Annotated in this window: 16 protein-coding genes and 1 pseudogene; 7 read left to right on the top strand and 10 right to left on the bottom strand. The window is 33.4% G+C overall.

Going from position 1 to position 18,077, the window contains the following annotated elements; translation table 11 throughout:
* The first annotated feature begins 45 nt into the window (after positions 1-45).
* A complete protein-coding gene (locus ACF91D_RS13500; RefSeq protein WP_107589745.1) occupies positions 46-822 on the top strand; it encodes a PhzF family phenazine biosynthesis protein in 777 nt (258 codons plus the stop codon).
* Between the two features lie 98 nt (positions 823-920).
* Here the strand turns inward: ACF91D_RS13500 and ACF91D_RS13495 are convergent, their stop codons facing one another.
* Positions 921-1,295, bottom strand: a complete 375-nt coding sequence (locus ACF91D_RS13495) for a winged helix-turn-helix transcriptional regulator (RefSeq protein ID WP_042737650.1) — start codon at positions 1,293-1,295, stop codon at positions 921-923.
* A 120-nt stretch (positions 1,296-1,415) separates the two neighbouring features.
* On the opposite strand from ACF91D_RS13495, the gene ACF91D_RS13490 reads away from it, so the two are divergent.
* Positions 1,416-2,612, top strand: coding sequence for an MFS transporter (locus tag ACF91D_RS13490; RefSeq protein ID WP_107526520.1), 1,197 nt, complete (start codon positions 1,416-1,418; stop codon positions 2,610-2,612).
* 171 nt (positions 2,613-2,783) lie between these two features.
* Positions 2,784-3,977: an amidohydrolase gene (locus ACF91D_RS13485; protein WP_107526519.1), complete on the top strand. Its 1,194-nt coding sequence runs from the start codon at positions 2,784-2,786 to the stop codon at positions 3,975-3,977.
* A gap of 110 nt (positions 3,978-4,087) precedes the next feature.
* Here ACF91D_RS13485 and ACF91D_RS13480 read toward each other — a convergent pair whose 3' ends face one another.
* Complete coding sequence (locus ACF91D_RS13480) at positions 4,088-5,083, bottom strand: NAD(P)-dependent oxidoreductase (protein ID WP_107589743.1); 996 nt, start codon at positions 5,081-5,083, stop codon at positions 4,088-4,090.
* A 28-nt stretch (positions 5,084-5,111) separates the two neighbouring features.
* Complete coding sequence (locus ACF91D_RS13475; protein WP_042737646.1) at positions 5,112-6,170, bottom strand: AEC family transporter; 1,059 nt, start codon at positions 6,168-6,170, stop codon at positions 5,112-5,114.
* 324 nt (positions 6,171-6,494) lie between these two features.
* Between ACF91D_RS13475 and ACF91D_RS13470 the strand changes: the two are divergent.
* Positions 6,495-6,590: pseudogene (locus ACF91D_RS13470) on the top strand (hypothetical protein); the annotation flags it as partial.
* Positions 6,591-6,801: 211 nt separating this feature from the next.
* Here the strand turns inward: ACF91D_RS13470 and ACF91D_RS13465 are convergent.
* Complete coding sequence (locus ACF91D_RS13465) at positions 6,802-8,205, bottom strand: MDR family MFS transporter (RefSeq protein WP_042737642.1); 1,404 nt, start codon at positions 8,203-8,205, stop codon at positions 6,802-6,804.
* 308 nt (positions 8,206-8,513) lie between these two features.
* Here ACF91D_RS13465 and mbcS point away from each other — a divergent pair, with 308 nt between their 5' ends.
* Positions 8,514-10,091, top strand: coding sequence for an acyl-CoA synthetase MbcS (gene mbcS, locus ACF91D_RS13460; protein WP_107589742.1), 1,578 nt, complete (start codon positions 8,514-8,516; stop codon positions 10,089-10,091).
* Positions 10,092-10,153: 62 nt separating this feature from the next.
* On the opposite strand, the gene ACF91D_RS13455 is transcribed toward mbcS, so the two are convergent.
* From ACF91D_RS13455 to ACF91D_RS13445, 3 genes are read right to left on the bottom strand one after another with little or no spacing between them, the layout of a single operon-like run.
* Complete coding sequence (locus ACF91D_RS13455; RefSeq protein ID WP_107589741.1) at positions 10,154-10,909, bottom strand: hypothetical protein; 756 nt, start codon at positions 10,907-10,909, stop codon at positions 10,154-10,156.
* Positions 10,902-11,792, bottom strand: a complete 891-nt coding sequence (locus ACF91D_RS13450) for an ABC transporter ATP-binding protein (RefSeq protein WP_107527363.1) — start codon at positions 11,790-11,792, stop codon at positions 10,902-10,904. The genes ACF91D_RS13455 and ACF91D_RS13450 overlap by 8 nt, the downstream gene beginning before the upstream one ends.
* A complete protein-coding gene (locus tag ACF91D_RS13445) occupies positions 11,779-12,102 on the bottom strand; it encodes an Msa family membrane protein (RefSeq protein ID WP_206748518.1) in 324 nt (107 codons plus the stop codon). Before ACF91D_RS13445 ends, ACF91D_RS13450 begins: the two co-directional genes overlap by 14 nt.
* Before the next feature lie 507 nt (positions 12,103-12,609).
* On the opposite strand from ACF91D_RS13445, the gene ACF91D_RS13440 reads away from it, so the two are divergent.
* Together ACF91D_RS13440 and ACF91D_RS13435 are read left to right on the top strand one after the other, a co-directional pair.
* On the top strand, positions 12,610-13,758 hold the full coding sequence (locus ACF91D_RS13440; protein ID WP_107527364.1) for an FtsW/RodA/SpoVE family cell cycle protein: 1,149 nt from the start codon (positions 12,610-12,612) through the stop codon (positions 13,756-13,758).
* Between the two features lie 20 nt (positions 13,759-13,778).
* Positions 13,779-14,702 carry an LCP family protein gene (locus ACF91D_RS13435; RefSeq protein WP_107511888.1) on the top strand — a complete coding sequence of 308 codons (924 nt, stop codon included), beginning with the start codon at positions 13,779-13,781 and terminating at the stop codon, positions 14,700-14,702.
* Between the two features lie 71 nt (positions 14,703-14,773).
* Here the strand turns inward: ACF91D_RS13435 and ACF91D_RS13430 are convergent, their stop codons facing one another.
* The 3 genes from ACF91D_RS13430 to melB form a co-directional block, all read right to left on the bottom strand.
* Positions 14,774-15,049 carry an FmdB family zinc ribbon protein gene (locus ACF91D_RS13430; RefSeq protein ID WP_107589740.1) on the bottom strand — a complete coding sequence of 92 codons (276 nt, stop codon included), beginning with the start codon at positions 15,047-15,049 and terminating at the stop codon, positions 14,774-14,776.
* A complete protein-coding gene (gene fmdA, locus ACF91D_RS13425; protein ID WP_107511889.1) occupies positions 15,049-16,242 on the bottom strand; it encodes a formamidase in 1,194 nt (397 codons plus the stop codon). The genes ACF91D_RS13430 and fmdA overlap by 1 nt, the downstream gene beginning before the upstream one ends.
* Positions 16,243-16,569: 327 nt before the next feature.
* Entirely contained in the window at positions 16,570-17,940 is a 1,371-nt protein-coding gene (gene melB / locus ACF91D_RS13420) for a melibiose:sodium transporter MelB (RefSeq protein ID WP_042737633.1), read from the bottom strand.
* Positions 17,941-18,077: the final 137 nt, after the last annotated feature.

The following is an 18,077-nucleotide window of genomic DNA, read 5'->3' as shown; positions in this document are numbered from 1 at the left end:
TAATGAGTTGTTCTAAAATAGTGAATCATTCAAAGGAGGGTGTGTATGAGACAATATATAGTAGATGCATTTAGTGATAGTATATTTGGTGGAAATCCTGCTGCCGTATGTATAGTAGAGGAAAGTTTAAGTGACGAACTTATGTTAGCAATTACTAAAGAGAATAATTTATCAGAAACAGCATTTGCAGTTAGAAAGGGCGATAAATATCATTTGAGATGGTTCACACCCGGTGGAGAAATTGATTTATGTGGACATGCTACCTTAGCTACAGCCTATGTATTAATGAATTATTATGATGATTCATTATCTACAGTAACGTTTACAACGATGAGTGGTGATTTGATAGTAAATAGAAATGATGAACTATATGAGATGAGCTTTCCTCCGTATGATTTAAAAAGCGTAAATCAATTAGACGAAATTGAAGCGGCAATAGGTGTGAGACCTCGTGAAGTGTTTAAGGGCAGAGACCTGCTATGTGTACTAGATGATGAAAAGTCTGTTATTGACTTAAAACCAGATTTAAAGAAAGTAGCTGAATTAGATGGATTGTTACTACAAGTAACAGCTGAAGGTACTGATTATGATTGTGTATCTAGAAGCTTTGCACCTAAGCTAAATGTGGACGAAGACCCAGTTTGTGGTTCAGGTCATTGTCATATTATTCCTTATTGGTCTGAAAAATTAAATAAAGAAACGATTAACGCTTATCAAGCATCGGCACGTGGTGGGAGTATTTATGCTACATATAAAGATGGGGTATTGACATTAGCAGGCAAAGCGACATTGTTTGCAATCAGTGAACTATATATTGATTAAATGATTCATATCAGAAGTTTAATTGTAATAGAAAAAGCAGCAATTTTCGTTGAGGAAATTGCTGCTTTTTATTATTGAGGTGTAAACAATAACAAAGGTTAGCTAGGGATGTTGACGAAATCTTGACGCTCTAATTTTACCGATTCTCCACGATTGTACATTTTTTCTGCATGTAGTTCTCCCCAATAGCAAAGTGATGATAATATCTTGCCAAGTGTTTCGCCGTATTCAGAAAGTTCATATTCAACCTTTGGTGGTACTTGATCATATACAATACGATTGATAATACCATCGTTTTCTAATTCACGTAGCTGTTGTGTTAACATTTTTTGAGTGATTGAAGGAATGGCACGTTTTAATGCAGACGTACGCATGAGACCATTATTTTGCAAGTGACATAAAATGACAGGTTTCCATTTACCACCGATGACATCGATTGTAGCTTCTACACCGATATTGTAATTTTTACTCATAATTTGACCTCCTTATAGGTACTTTTAAGTACCTATAGCACTTTAAAGTGCGTACTTCCTCTTTTATATTGTGTAGTTTATATTAACACATATAATAAAAAAGAAGGAGTCAAATATATTATGAAAAACAATAAATTTGCTATTTTTGCATTAGCAATGTCAGCCTTTGCGATTGGCATGACAGAGTTTATTAGTGTGGGGTTATTACCACTAATTAAAGATTCATTTAACACAAGTATATCTATGGCAGGATTAACAGTTTCATTATATGCGATAGGAGTTACAGTAGGGGCACCAGTACTTACGCCATTAACGAATAAAATGAAACGTAAGCACTTATTACTGGGTATTATGTTGATATTTATTGTAGCCAATGCTTTAGCTGCAGTATCTGTAACATTTAGTATGCTGTTAGCAATGCGTATACTTTCAGCATTAATGCATGGTGTATTTATGTCTATTGCGACTGCAATCGCTAGTGATTTAGTAACACCGGATAAACGTTCAAGTGCAATTGCAATGATGTTTACTGGATTGACAGTTGCTACGATTACAGGAGTACCATTAGGGACTTGGATAGGCCAACAATTTGGTTGGGAAATGTCTTTTGTGGCTATTGCGATAATAGGATTAATTAGCTTCATTGGTAACTGGTTAGTAGTACCAAATGATTTAAATGAATATGATCAAGCGCCAATGGTAGAGCAGTTGAAAGTATTTAAGAATAAATCGTTAATGATGATTTATTTAATTACAGCATTAGGTTATGGTGGTACATTTGTTGTTTATACTTACCTTACAACAATCTTGACGGATGTCATGCACTATAGTGATAATGCGGTAGTCATTCTATTAATTATTTATGGTGTAATGGTAGCTATTGGTAACACATTAGGTGGAAAGTTAACCAACCATCAACCTACAAAGGTATTGGTTGCTATATTTACTATTCAAGCAATGGTATTATTGTTTGTCGGTATTACAGTAACGCATCAATTCATCGGTACAATTGCAGTGTTATTGATGGGATTGTTTGCCTTTATGAATGTACCTGGATTACAACTTATTGTCGTATTATTTGCAGAAAGAAAGCACAAAGCGACGGTTAATTTTGCATCAAGTTTAAATATCGCATCATTTAATATTGGTATTACCTTAGGTTCGGTAATTGGTGGATTTGTATTAAATCATTTCTCATTAACTATGACGCCGTATTTTGGATTTATTATGGTCATACTTGCTAGCGTAATGATGTATGTTACTTATAAGAAAGAAACAGCTACACAATCAACACTTGCCCAAGCTTGTACTGAATAAAGTGTTATATGTTTATTTTTTATAAGAAATGCACATTATAGAAGTAGTAATTTTATTTTAAAAAAGTCAATTCACATCAATCAATTTATATTCTTTGAATTAGTGTTGAAAACATCTTAAAATTGTATTCGGACATATAATTTTAAAAATAATTGAGAGAAGTGAATGTTTATGAATTTAAAAGATACACTGTTTGAGAAGTTAGAGAAAAAAGAAAGTGAAATGATAAAGCATAGACGTCATTTACATCAACATCCAGAGTTGTCTTTCCAAGAAGAGCAAACAGCTCAATATATTAAAGATTTTTATAAAGGGAAGGACGTTACAGTAACGCAACCCGTAACAGAAAGTCATGCGGTCATCGTTGAAATCAAGGGGAGTAAACCTGGAAAAACGATTGGTCTACGTGCTGACTTTGATGCATTACCAATCAAAGAAGAAGCAGAAGTTGAATTTAAGTCATTAAATGAAGGTGTGATGCATGCATGTGGTCATGATGCGCACACTGCATATTTACTAGGCTTAGCAGATGCATTACTTGAAATCAAAGATGAGCTTTCTGGAACAATAAAAATTATTCATCAACATGCTGAGGAAAAGCCGCCGGGTGGAGCGCAACAAATTGTAGCATCTGGTGCTTTAAAAGATGTTGATGAAATTTACGGTATCCATGTAGCGCCAATTATTGGTCCAAATGTAATAGCATACAATAAAGGCAATGCTTTCTCTGGTAGTTCCACATTCACATTAAAAATTAAAGGGCTTGGTGGTCATGCTGCAAGCCCGCATAAAACACATGATGCTTTAGTTGCTGGAACAAACTTTGTAAATACAATTCAAACGATTGTATCAAGAAGAATTGATCCATTAGAAATGGGTGTTATAACTATTGGTGCATTTGAAGCACCAGGTGGAGCGAATATCATTCAAGATACTGTGACGATTAAAGGGACTGCACGTTATCTAAATGATGAATTAGAACAATTTATGTACGAAGAAATTGATAAAGTGGCCCAAAGTGTAGCGGTAGGATTCGATGTCACTTATGACTTAGATTATCAATTTGGTTATCCTGTACTTTACAATCATCCGGAGCATACACAAAGTGTGGCTGATATTTTAGACAAGAGTAAAGGTGACTATTATGAACATTTAGTTGAAATTCCACCTGTTACCGGTTCAGAAGATTTTGCTTATTATCTGAAGGAAATTCCAGGTACGTTTTATATTGTAGGATGTAAACCTGAAGCAGTGGAAACACCTTATATGAATCATCATCCTAAATTTGAAGTGAATGAAGATGCATTGATTGTAGCTGCAAAATCATTAGGAGAAATAGCGATTCAACGTTTATCAGAAAAATAATATATAAGACCATAGACAAAGCTATATCATAAAGATAGTAAAACCCTCACTATATCTGTTTAAGACAAGAATAGTGAGGTTTTTTTGAATATTATTATTTAATTGGGTGTCTATAATAAGTTGGATGATGTACCTGTTGTGAGTATTTCATTAAAGTTTTTAAAGCTTGTTTCTACCATATTTGCAACAGCTTCATCTGTATTTGAGCCAATATGTGGTGTGATTAATACTCTTGGATACATGTTAATTAAGGATTGAATATCTGTGTCAGGTAATGGTCCCCATGCATCAAACTGTTTGAAGAATACATCTTGTTCATGCGGTAACACGTCTGTAGCGAAACCGGCGATGACATTATGCTCTAAAGCGGTAACGATGTCGTGATTATTTTGTAATTCGCCTCGTGCCGTATTAATTAAGATGGCGTCGTTTTTCATTTTAGTTAAAAATGCACGATCAATCATGCCATCATTTTCACCTGGGATATGTGGTACATGAATACTAACGATATCGCTTTGGCTAAGTAATTCGTCCAAAGAGACATAATCTAAAGTGTCAGTACATAAATCATTAGGATATAAATCATAACCAATTACCTTTGCGCCTAATCCTTTGAATAATTGTGCTTCAGTATAACCAATCTTACCTGTACCTATAATACCCACTGTACAGTTTCGTATTTCCTTACTAAACATCTTACTATCTACTCTAAAGTCAAACTGTTGTGTTCTATTTGTTGTAAAAGGAATATTACGTAATAAGTTGAGTGCTAATGTTAAAGAGAGTTCGGCAATAGCATTTGGTGAATAGCTAGGCACATTTGCCACTTTGATACCAAGCGATGCTGCGGCTTCCAAGTCGATATGTGAAGTGCCGACAGTTCGAGTGAACACATATTCAATACCTTGTGCCTTCATATATTTTAAATTGGTCATTGTAGCATGACAATTTGCGCGTAATAATACGGCATGATGCCCATCAACCAACGTGATATTATCTGCGGTAAGCAATGATTCTACGAGCGTTAATTCGAAATCATAAGTATTAAATTGGTGGAAAATTTCGACCTCATGAGGTCTTACTCCAAAACAAATAATTTTAAACATAAGATAACCTACTTTCTAAGATGTTGTGTTAAAAAATGCCTAGATTACCAATAATTTTTAATATGACTAGCCAACTTGGGATAATAAATACGGCTACAATGGTCGAGAGTAATGATGCATTGGATGCTAAGACAGCTTCTTTATCAAAGTTGATTGCATAAGCTACTGCCACAGTTGCAGATGGTGTTGCCATCATTACAATCATTGTAGTGACAGCATTCATATCAAATATCAAAATGCCAGTTAATGTAGTTATAATAAAAATGACTAAGTTGATTAATGGCACCATCACTGTTTTCACACCGGCATAATACCAAGTCGTAGTATTTTTAGCAGCATCTTTAAAATTGATTTCTGCTAAAGTTGCACCAATAGATAACCATGCTAATGGTGAAGCAAGTTTAGATAAAAACATGATTGGTGCATAAAGCCAAGGTAAAGTCTGATCAATACGCAATATTGAAACTGAAATCTCGTTACCCTTTTGACTATGCAAGACTGTAATGTGTGGTGTTAAATCTTGAATGAGCCAAATAAATAAACCTAAAAATGTAGCAATAACAATTGGATTTAAAAACATAGTCTTGAGGTTTTTTATTTCCATTTTTAGTCCGCTCATCTTGATATATGCATAGGAATATAAGAAAATACGATAACCAATATTAAATATATTTGCATAGATAACACCAATTGGACCTAACATTGCACTTATAATAGGGATACCAAAAAATGTCGTAGAGCTAAATATAGAAAGTATTTCTAAAGTAGTCTTCTTATCTCCTTTATATTTAGCATAAAAGGGCTTGATTAAAATAATCAAAACAATATACATTAAGATGCCCCAAATTAAAACATTAATTCCTTGAGCTAAATGTTTTTGGTTCAAGTCAGTCATAAAGGCAGAAAATGCTAATGCTGGCAATGCAACAGTCAACACTACTTTAGATAAAATTTTAGCTGCTTGATTATTGAAGATATTTTTCTTTCTACAAAAATAACCTAGTAAAATGATTAAAACAGTTGAGGCTATTGCACTTAAAAATCCTTTGTCGGTAAATGTATTTACAACAATATTTACAATGTCCACATTTAAACCTCCATATATTATATTTTATTTATATATTATAAAATGTAATTCGGTGTTTAGGTGTTATGCATTTTGTATATTTTGTGAATTAAATCACAGTATTATTGATTTATATTGCGCTATTATTAATAATTTCAAAATAAACGGTTGTAGAAGCAAGCTTGAACGGTGTATTTCAATAAAAGGAAAATATAAAGTGCAAGAAAAGTAGCCTTACTTCATGAATGGATTGGCGGACGTATGCCACTAATTGGTATTGAATCTGTATATACAGCGGGTGAGGCTTTAGAAGCAATAAATTCACCTAATGTTGATTTGATTGCTATTGGTAGAGAAACTTATAAAGAGGCAATTAAAAATTATCAACAAGTTAAAAATATTTATATTGATACGAGTGATGCATTGAAAGGATTATATTAGCTCATATATACATGTGCTGGAGAGAAATGCAGTTATTAATGAAATAAAAAACACAGGTTGAGCCACTCATCGTGGTTCAACCTGTGTTTTTAATATGTGTGATTCACGAAGGGTTAAAATGTGAATCAACTTTGAAAAAGAATGACGCTTTACCATTATTTATTTAATGTAACAAACTATATTCAGAAGATCAGTCATATATATTCATAACTTAAATCGTTCTGCGTGTTGGCTTTGTCTTATCTGTAAGTTTGAATGATAATAGCAATGCCACTACTGAAATTGCAGCAGCAACAGTGAATGTTACATTAACACCATGAATAATGCCTGTGATGCCTGATTTAGGTATAGCTGTGACAGACATTAATGTAACAAATACAGCTGTACCAATAGCACCAGCCATCTGTCTAAAGGTATTATTCATTGCCGTACCATGAGCAATCAAGTTATTAGGTAATTGATTGATTGCTAATGTAGTCATTGGCATCATAACCATAGAAATGGATAACATTCTTAAGGCGTTACCAATTGCTAAATAAGTAAAGCTTGTATGTGCTGTTAATAGTGTGAATGGAATAGTTGAACCAACTAAGACAATTAAGCCTAGACGTGCGAGCCATTTTCCACCAAATCTATCAAACAGGTAACCTGTTACTGGGTTCATAATTCCCATTAAAATAGCACCAGGCAATAGTACTAAACCTGATTCTAAAGCTGAAAATTGTAACATGTTTTGCATGTATAACGGCAAAATAATATTAGTAGCAATTAATACACCAAAGACAAACATACTTAATACAGTACCTAATGTATAGATGCCATAATTAAACACTCTAAATTCGAGCATTGGTTCTTTGAGTTTTAGTTGTCTACGAATAAAGATGACTAATGCAATAATTCCGATGATGAGTGGTAATAAAAATTGGATACTTGCCCAACCTGCTTCTCCGACAGAACTGAAACTATAAAGCAATCCGCCAAAGCCTAAGGTCGACAATATTACTGAAGCGATATCTAATTTTGGATGTGTAGTTTCTGTTACATTCTTTAATAGGAAATAAGATGTGATGATAATAATAATGGCTATTGGAAGTACCACATAGAAGACACTTCTCCAAGATAGATGTTCTACTAATACACCTGATAATGTAGGTCCAATCGCTGGTGCGAATGCGATAACTAAACCAAATAATCCCATGGCAGTACCGCGCTTTTCAACTGGGAAGAGTAAAAATAAAATAGTCTGCATTAATGGCATCATAATACCTGCGCCAGCAGCTTGTAATACACGGCCAATAAGTAGTGTTGTAAATTCAGGCCCCACGGCACAAAGTAGTGTACCGGCAGCAAATATAATCATAGCGGTTAAAAATAATTGTCGCGAGGTGAATCTTTCGATTAAAAATGCTGTAATAGGTATCATAATACCATTTACTAACATAAATATGGATTGTAACCATTGCACCGTGCTTTCAGATACTTGTAAGTCTTTCATTATTGGAGGTAACGCGGTACCAAGTAAAGTTTGGTTAAGTATCGTGATGAATGCACCTGATAGCAGTACGATGAACAACGGAATTCGCTTTTCGACATGAAACGTTCCTGCTTCTGTCACTAAGATCACTTCTTTCTTTTAAAAATTAACATTATAATATTATATCACTGTTATATTGAATAACAAAGTTATCTGTTTCGGTATGAGTGTAATAAAATTGTCAGAAGTTTATAAATTTATAAATAATGTTAATGAAAAATATTATGTTAAAATTCTGAAATTAAATCGTATCCTTTTACTTATGGGTGATTTAAAATTAAAATTATGAGGAAGAGTAATAAATAATTTAATGTCGTTTATAACGTAGAAAGTAATTTGTCAGGAATTTTTGATAATTCTTATTGCGTTAGATTTAAGGAGAGTAGGCAATGGATAAAAATGATTTAATCGCACCAGAACAGTACAATATTGTAAGTGAGATAGAACAATACGCAGTAGATCAGTCGAAGAAAGCGATTATTTTTGAAGATGCATCCGGAGAAAAGCAAGAGCGCACGTATTATGAACTAATCAATAAGGCAAACCAAGTAGGTAACGTATTTACAAGTCACGGATTAGAAAAAGGTGACAAGATACTTGTGATGATGCCGCGTTGTATAGAAACTTACGAAATTTATTTAGCAGCACTTAAATTAGGAATAACAATCATTCCTAGTTCTGAAATGTTACGTACGAAAGACTTACAATATCGTATTACGCATGGTGAAGTTAAAGCAGTAGTCGTAATGGCAGAACGTATAGCTGAATTTAATGATATCGATATATATGAGCAACTTACTAAATTCATCGTTGGCGGTCAAGAAACGGATTGGATTTCACTAGATAACGAGAAAGAAAGTGCAAGTACTAAATTAGAGATGGCAGAAACAACACGTGATGATGTCGCATTGCTATCCTATACGTCTGGTACTACCGGTAATCCTAAGGCAGTAGTCCATTCACATGGTTGGGGTTACGCACACATGCAGATGGCGCCAAAGCATTGGTTAAGTATTTCGGAAGAAGATGTTGTTTGGGCAACTGCTGCACCAGGTTGGCAAAAGTGGGTCTGGAGCCCATTTTTATCTATTATGGGCTCAGGTGCTATAGCATTTGTTTATAATGGTAAATTTAACGCGAAAAAATACTTACAATTATTACAAGATTATCAAATCAATGTATTATGCTGTACACCAACAGAATACAGATTAATGGCTAAATTACCAAACCTTACAGATTATAATTTAGAACACTTGCACAGTGCAGTATCAGCTGGGGAGCCACTAAATAAAGAAGTCGTCGATAAGTTCCAAGAAAACTTTAAACTTAAAGTTCGAGATGGTTATGGACAGACAGAAAGTACCTTGTTAATTGGTTTCTTAAAGGATACAGAAGCTAGACCAGGTTCAATGGGGAAAGCGATTCCTGGTAGTCATGCTACTGTCGTAGATGATGACGGTAACTTAGCGGCAGTTGGAGAAATTGGTAATATTGCTGTGCCCGTAGACTTACCGGCACTTTTCAAAGGTTATTATAAGGATCCCGAACGTACGCAAGAACCGGTAGTAGGTGATTACTTTATTACAGGAGATTTAGCTAAAATAGATGAAGATGGTTATTTCTGGTTCGAAGGTAGAAGAGACGACATAATTATAAGTTCAGGTTATACAATCGGACCATTCGAAGTAGAAGATTCATTGACTAAACATCCATCAGTCAAAGAATGTGCTGTTGTCGCTAGTCCGCATGAAATAAGAGGTAATATTGTAAAAGCATTTGTAATACTTCAAGATGGTGTAACAGGTGATGAAGATACAGTAAAAGCATTACAAAACTTTGTTAAACAAGATGTAGCCCCATATAAATATCCGAGAGCGATTGAGTTTGTTGAAGATTTACCAAAAACAAATTCAGGTAAAATACGTCGTGTAGAATTACGTGAAGCGGAAAAGGAAAAATATTTATAATAAAAAGCTGCGTGTCGATTAAATAAATATCGGCACGCAGCTTTTTTGATTATAGATTCTAATTAGTATTCTAATTTTTTATAACTAATGATTGAAATGATATAGAAAATTGCAATATATAAAATAAATAAGAGGGATATCTCTGTTAAGATTTCTGCAAAGTTTGAGTTCGTTAATGACTTTAAATAACCATTAGGGAAAATATACTTAACTCCTTTAAATAATGGTGTTATGGAAGTGATAATAATGAATCCAATAGCGCCAAAGATTGTGTAACCATTAGGAAAATGAATAGATAATATTACACTTAGAAATATGCATATTATTTGGACATATAACGTGCCTAGGAACTCAACGACAATGTAGTTCCATGAATCGTCAGACAATGGCAAGAAATGATGTGAAGCAAGATCCGTATGTGTGATTTGTGTATAGTAAATCGTGACTGAACTTAAAAATAAAATTAAAACAAACATTAAATAAAGTAAAAGTAAGGCACATAATTTACTATTTAACAAACGTCCTTTAGGTAAATCTTTGTAGAAATATAGTTGTCCTTTTTCTTTTTCAGTATAAAAATTCAAACTAACCACGTAAATTAAAATAATCATCGAAATAATTGTACTATCTTGAAGGGAGAAGACCATCGAGAAGAATTCAAGACAACCTAAGGTATGTTTTTCCCCTGAGATATTCATAAAATTTGGATTTAAATACATAATAAGAAATAACGCTAAAGGTAATAAACCAAAAGCTAGGTATAACCATGTCGCTTTTATTTTTAGTAAGTTTTGGAATATTGCGGTGAATTTAATCATTTTTATCACTTCCTACTTTAAATCTATCTTGGATGGAGTCTTTTTTCTCTTTAATACTAATTATTCTATAATCCTTTGTTAAATCCGATATGAGTTCATTAAATTCAGGTGATTCTGCAGGGATTTCAATTATATTAGCCTGTTTGGTTTTATGGATTATTGAATCATATTTTATAGCAATAGCGGAATCAAGATTAAGTGGTTTATCTATTTCGATGACAGTAACAACTTCATGATCGCTATTAAAGTCTTCCTTTAATTGTCCATTATCTATAAATAAGTATCGATGACAAATTGCTTCTAATTCACTTAATTGATGACTTGAAATGATGATTGCCGAATCCTTTTTCTCAGCCCACGTTTTTAAAGTATGAATCAAATTAGCTACACCATTTGGATCTAAACCGACAAATGGTTCATCAAGGATTAATATTTTAGGGTCTGTAATAAGACAAAGTGCCAAAGACAAACGTTGTTTCATTCCAAAGGAATAATTACGAGGATTTTTATTACGCTTATCCCATAAACCGACAAATTTTAATATTTCCTCGATATTTGCTTCATGCTTTTTTTCACCGTTAAGTTTGATAAAATACTTTAAATGCTCAATAGCAGTTAAATGATTAAATAGAGTTCCTTCAATCATAAAACCGAAATCCTTTAAAGAATTGTGCTTCTTATAGATATTAATATCATTTAAGTAGACCTGTCCTGAAGTTGGTCTAATGGCCTTAGCTATTAATTTCATTAAAGTTGTCTTACCTGCACCGTTCTTGCCAATAAGTCCAACAATTTCTCCTTGAGATATTTCAAACGATACGTCTTTTAATGAATAATAATCGTTGTTTTTAAATTTTTTTGATAATTTTTCAACGCGTAACACGATGCTTTACCTTCTTTCTAACTATGATGTTAATCGAACAAATGATGATGAAATTGAGTAAAAAAATAAAAATGAGCTGACTTAAACTTGCTAAATTGGGATTAATATCAAGTTGCATTTCGCCATAGTATTTAGTGTTATTTTTTAGAAAATCAGGAAATGTGTCTCTAGTTGTAAAATAAAGGCTAAACATTAAATAACAAACAGTAGTAGTTAAAGCAGCGAGACAACTAGATCCTAATTTATATTTTTGATGTGTAAAAATGACCAGCAGGTTGTTTAGTATCAAAGGTAATAGATAAACGAGCAATACAAATCAAAATAAAGTCAAATGAGTATTGAAAAATGTCGCTACTCCGTAAATGATGATATTTGTTAATGTTAAAAAAATGAGCAGTTTAGACATAAATCCTCCTTTAAATAAGAAATTCTATAGGCTATTTTAAACCTTATGCAATAAAATTTCCATTTTATATAAAAATAATAACATCAATATCGTTTTTAATAAAATATAAATATCAAGTACCTCGGTAATGAAATAAAGATTTTATGAATGTTAGTGCTAATTTTATCAATGATTTTGCTTTTGGGTGCCTCAAGATAAGCAATTATGATGTCTTGTAGCGTAGTATTATGAGCTAGTTGCCTTTATATCAATTAAATGTGTCTAAAATAATAATTTTTAATAGTCAAAAAAAATAATTAGGTAAGCCTAAAGTATGATTGTGTGTGAATACTATGTGTGGTTAACTAGAGTTCTTAAGTTTATGGGGGTGTATAACGATGAAAAAATATTTTTGAATCGCTAAAAAGGAAGATGAAACATTTAGATGTTAGTTTAATTATTTGTTATGTGTTGCTAGGAGTTGTTGGTGTCATCATGGTCTACAGTGCCAGTATGGTTTCAGCTTCTAAAGGTTCATTAACAAATGGAGTTCCAGTAGCTGCAAATTACTTTATGAAAAGGCAGTTTTTATTTTTTATTATGGGATTTTTAGTCATCCTATTTATTAGTATGTTTATAAATATCAATGCTATTAAAAATGTAGAAATACAAAAATTTATCGTATTAAGTACATTGGCGTTATTGCTACTGACAATTTTAGTTGGTAAAGAGGTTAATGGTTCAAAGAACTGGATAAGTTTAGGGATTTTTAGTATTCAATCTTCAGAATTTTTAAAACTCGCTTCTATTTTCTATCTTTCTTATATTATTGATAAATTTCTTGCATTAAAGAAAGACTACAAATTAAGACATTTAATACCACCACTGGGCGTATTAGGGCTAGGTTTATTACTGGTACTTATGCAGGGGGATTTAGGCGGTACGTTACTGACAGTAGCTATTATTGGTTCCATATTACTGTATTCAGAGATAAAAAATAAAATAAAGTTGCAAATCTTGAGTTTTACAGCAATACCTATGTTGTTATACATATGCTACACATTGATTTTTGACTCTAAAAATCTTTATAGATTAAAAAGAATTCAAGTAGTCTTAGATCCTTTTAAATATGAGAATGGCGACGGTTATCAATTAACAAGTGCATTGACTTCAATTGCCAATGGTGGACTGTTTGGTAAGGGGTTAGGTAATGGTATTTTAAAGCGAGGTTATTTACCAGAACCGCATACTGATTTTATTTTTACAGTTATTTCCGAGGAAACAGGTTTGATAGGTGTACTATTTGTCTTGGCTATTTATGGATTTATTTTATTTAAAGGACTGGTTTACGCGAATAGAACGGAAAATCATTTCTATAAACTGATATGTGTTGGCGTCGTTAGTTATCTGTTTATGCAAGTGTTCATTAATTTAGCTGGTATATCAGGACTAATTCCATTAACGGGGGTAACATTGCCCATGTTGAGTTATGGAGGTTCATCTATTATGAGTGTCAGTTTGGCATTAGGTGCAATGATTGCAGTTATACGTAAAATTAAACAAGAACAAATCACCAAGTAGTAGTGAAAAGGAGGTAGGAGATGAAACTCTCTAAAAAAGGTAAAATTGTTGGCGTATTACTTGTCATTTTCATATTGATTGTTGCATTTTTAATATTTAAAGTAGTGCACTTAAATCATGCGATTCATGATTCCAAGGACCATACGCAGTCATTGACAAATGGTCAAAAGAAAGTTGCAAATAAGCAGCCGATTTCTGTTGCTATATTTGGTGTGGATTCAGATGCAAAAAGAGCTAAAGCCAATTTAGGACAACGAACAGATACCATTTTAATTGCATCGATTAATCCAGAGAAAGGTAAGACGAAACTCATTTCAATTCCAAGGGATACACGTGCTGAGATTTCTGGTTTTGATAGAACTGAAAAGATTGCGCATGCATATGCTTACGGTGGACCAAAAACAGCAATCAAGACGATTGAGGATAACTTCAATATTCCTATTGATGGTTATGTTACCGTCGATATGGATGGATTTGAAAAGCTTATTGATATCTTTGGTGGTGTTGACGTTAAAAGTAATGCGACATTTGAGTATAATGGCTCGCAGTTTAAACAAGGTGAGTCGATGCACTTAAATAGTAAAAAGGCACTGGATTATGTGCGAAGTAGAAAAGAAGATGGCGCAGGTGGTGATGAAGGTCGAACAGAACGTCAAAGACAAGTCATAGCCGCATTATCTGAAAAAATGTCTGAGACACATAATCTTTTTAAACTTAATAAGATACTGCAAGTGAGTGAACAAAATGTTAAGACAAGCTTTGATCTTAAATCCTTGAAGACATTATATTCCAAATATAAAGGTGCAGGTAATGCTATCGATAAGTTATCGATTTCAGGTCAAAACCTCATAGAAAGTGATGGGATTTGGTACTTTATACCAGACGTTACTGATAAAGAAGAGAAAATGAAAGTATACAAGCATAATTTACAAAGTAGTGAATAATTAGATATCAATAAAAAATTCGCGCTAACAATGACAAAGCGATAGTCAATATGTCATTGTTAGCGCGTTTGTTAATGTCCGGCCATCCATGGTCGGGCATTTGTTTGTGATCGTGGTGTTGATGAGGTATTAACTTTAAGTTTACCTCCAGAAATGAGCCTAGGTTGTTGCCCTGATTCGATTCTCTTTTTTACCTTTGGGTTCATATTATAAGTTTGAAATGAAGTGAATACACGTTTGGCTGTATTGCCACAAGTAGGGCAAGTGGCAATGTCGTGATTATCATGAATTGATTGTTTAATTGTGAATTCATGGCACTGTACACAGTTATAAGTGTAATTTGGCATTATTCATCTGGCTCCAATGAAGGTAAGATATCCCCTTTAAATATTTCCCGAGGAATAGCTATCGTACAGCAAGCATTTGGCACATCAACAATACCAGCAACAGTTCCTTGGACTGGAGCAGAACCAAGTAGCATGTAGGCTTGTTCGCCTGTGAACCCACGTGTTTTTAAGAATTCAATTGCATTTAAACAAGCGTTACGATATGCAGTGTTTGCATCTAGGTAAGTCTGCTTTCCACTAAACTCATTTACTGAGATACCTTCAAACACAATGTAATCTGTATAATTAGGCATAACTGGACCAGGTTTAAATGCTGGATTTTTCTTAATATTATATGTTTCCATACCATTTTTAATTACGTTTACACGCAACTCTATCCATCCAGGCATTTCGATACCACCACAAAAGGTAATTTCGCCATCGCCTTGTGAGAAGTGTAAGTCACCAACAGATAATTTAGCACCATCTACAAAGACTGGAAAATATATACGTGAGCCTTTAGATAAATTTTTAATATCACAGTTTCCTCCATTTTCTCTAGGAGGTACTGTACGTGCGCCTTCTTGAGCTACACGGTCAAAGTCTTTCCCCTTTAGCGTGCCTAACACTGCCGCATCTGTTTCAGGTAAGTTGGCTAATACGGGTTCTCTATTTGGATCTGTATTAACTAATTCACGTTCACGGCGGTTCCATTCGTTTAACATATCTTGAGAAGGGGCAACCCCAATTAATCCTGGATGTATGATACCTGCGAATTCAACACCTGGTACATGACGACTTGTTGCATAAATACCATTAAAATCCCAAATAGATTTTTGAGCATTTGGGTAATGATCAACAAGGAAGCTACCGCCATTTGTTTTATCGAAAATACCATTGAATCCCCATGCATGTTCTTCGAATATACCGATATCTAAGATATCAACAACAAGTAAGTCTCCTGGCTTTACACCGTTGACATGGACAGGCCCGCTCAGTACATGAACACGATTTAAATTGACTTGCTTAATATCACTCGCATCGTCATTGTTTGAAATTTGTCCATCTGTCCAATCTAAACATTCCATTCTAAATGATTCACCTGGATCAACAGAAAATGCTGCAGGTATGTCTGGATGCCATCTGTTGTGACCTGGATGATCTTGTTGGTCCATTTTCTTACTTAAATCAATATTGAATAATTTCTTTGGCATAAGCATTATTCCCCCTATATCATTTAAATAGTAAATGTGACTGAATATTCTGTTAATGAAATAATAACACAAAAAATGTAAATGTATTATATGTTAAATGGAAAACGGCAAGTTAATTTTATTAATTTATCGTGTTGTTCTGAGATGATAATAGGATAAGTAATAATTGTAGTTAAGTGGATATAACTGTATTGTAACGTGGAGAAGTATACATGAATCAATAAACATAATATTTATAGAAATATAAAAAGCAATATATCCTAACGTAATGTCGTGTCAGTATATATTGCTAATACTTAAATTGAGCTAAGGATGTGAATTCGTATATTATCCTTTTTGACTTTTTCGATTGTTGAGTACGTTAACAATATCTTTAATGTACGTACCTTTTAAATGATAACTCCATTTATATATAGCAAAGCTTGCGGTTACACAGATGATTGGTAGTACCACCATGATGACGCGTAGGCCATTTTTAGTTAATTCACTTTGCTCTTGGCCAGGTTGATATCCTAATAATGTAAGACTCCATCCTGTTGCTAGACCAGAGAAGGCCATTGCAGTCTTCATTAAAAAGGTTTGGGTAGAAGTGATTACACTTTCGTTTCTTTGACCAAATTTCATTTCACTATAGTCGATAACATCTGCTATAGAAACGGTGATGATACCCATGATAAGGCCAGAGCCAATTTTAATAAGTGAAGTACCTAAAATAACAGGAATAAAGGCCTTTGGTGCTACGTAACCAGCGACTAATATTACCAGTAAACCTAAGATAATACTAATTGTTGCGATTGGATATACACGCTCTCGAGAGAGCCATTTGGCAATTTTAGGAAATAAGAATAAAGCAATAATTTCCATAAAGCCCATCCCGTTGTAAAGCGAGAATAAGAACTTAGATTCAGTGACATAACTAAAGTAATAAATCATTACATTACCAATTAATTGTCCACATAGGAAAAAGGTTAATATCATGCCAATATATGCCAATAATTCTTTGTTAGTAAAGAGAATGCGCCATATATCCTTAAATCTTAATGTAATACCAGTGTCGATATTTGTTGGAGCTTCGTGAACGTTCTTAACTGTAATACCAATTGTAATGTTAAAGATGATAATAGTGATTACTGCAACAATTAGAAAGCCTGTTGACTGATCCCCATTTCCAAACAAATTATCTAAGAATATAACAATAGTTAAACCTAATGCTCCTAAAATTAAATTAGCTAAACTTGCAAAAATACGTGGTAGAACAGAAACTTCTTCTCGTTCAGTAGGGTTATTTGTAAGGTTGGGTAACCATGACCAATAAGGTACATCCATCATAGTATAAGTCATCCCCCATACAATATACATGATTGAAACAAATACATAGAGCGCCGTACCTTCTAAGTGAAAGTTAGTGAATATTAATACTGTAATCACAGAATTGACCAGCGTCCCAATAACTAACCATGGCCTGAACTTTCCCCATTTAGTTTTAGTTTTATCTACGATCATTCCCATGATTGGGTCATTGATAGCATCCCATATCCGTGCTACAAAATATAATGTACCGACGAAACTTGCTGCAACGCCTAAGATATCGGTGAGGTAATACATGAGATATATACCGATAAGATTGACGACTAAATCTTTACCAAATGCCCCGAAACCGAATGAATATTTTTCTTTACGTGTTAATTGCTTTTGCAATAATACCACCCCTTGATAAAGCAATAAATGTAAGCGCTTTTACAACATGATATAAAAAAATACGCTTAGCTTATTTCAATGCTTTGCTATTGACTACAACTTAAAAAATGCATACTACATTTACCATTACTAATGTG

Source organism: Staphylococcus sp. 231237_7MaSpsaltlick, from assembly GCF_043107035.1.
The sequence above is the reverse complement of the archived record's forward strand: the minus strand, read 5'-3'. Positions and strand labels throughout refer to the sequence as shown.

Excerpts from the sequence above, each read along its gene's own strand:
- ACF91D_RS13490 (WP_107526520.1), top strand. The coding sequence starts at position 1,416 with ATGAAAAACAATAAATTTGCTATTTTTGCATTAGCAATGTCAGCCTTT.
- fmdA (WP_107511889.1), bottom strand. The coding sequence starts at position 16,242 with ATGCCAAAGAAATTATTCAATATTGATTTAAGTAAGAAAATGGACCAA.
- ACF91D_RS13480 (WP_107589743.1), bottom strand. The coding sequence starts at position 5,083 with ATGTTTAAAATTATTTGTTTTGGAGTAAGACCTCATGAGGTCGAAATT.
- ACF91D_RS13430 (WP_107589740.1), bottom strand. The coding sequence starts at position 15,049 with ATGCCAAATTACACTTATAACTGTGTACAGTGCCATGAATTCACAATT.
- mbcS (WP_107589742.1), top strand. The coding sequence starts at position 8,514 with ATGGATAAAAATGATTTAATCGCACCAGAACAGTACAATATTGTAAGT.
- ACF91D_RS13495 (WP_042737650.1), bottom strand. The coding sequence starts at position 1,295 with ATGAGTAAAAATTACAATATCGGTGTAGAAGCTACAATCGATGTCATC.
- ACF91D_RS13455 (WP_107589741.1), bottom strand. The coding sequence starts at position 10,909 with ATGATTAAATTCACCGCAATATTCCAAAACTTACTAAAAATAAAAGCG.
- ACF91D_RS13435 (WP_107511888.1), top strand. The coding sequence starts at position 13,779 with ATGAAACTCTCTAAAAAAGGTAAAATTGTTGGCGTATTACTTGTCATT.
- ACF91D_RS13500 (WP_107589745.1), top strand. The coding sequence starts at position 46 with ATGAGACAATATATAGTAGATGCATTTAGTGATAGTATATTTGGTGGA.
- ACF91D_RS13485 (WP_107526519.1), top strand. The coding sequence starts at position 2,784 with ATGAATTTAAAAGATACACTGTTTGAGAAGTTAGAGAAAAAAGAAAGT.
- ACF91D_RS13440 (WP_107527364.1), top strand. The coding sequence starts at position 12,610 with ATGAAACATTTAGATGTTAGTTTAATTATTTGTTATGTGTTGCTAGGA.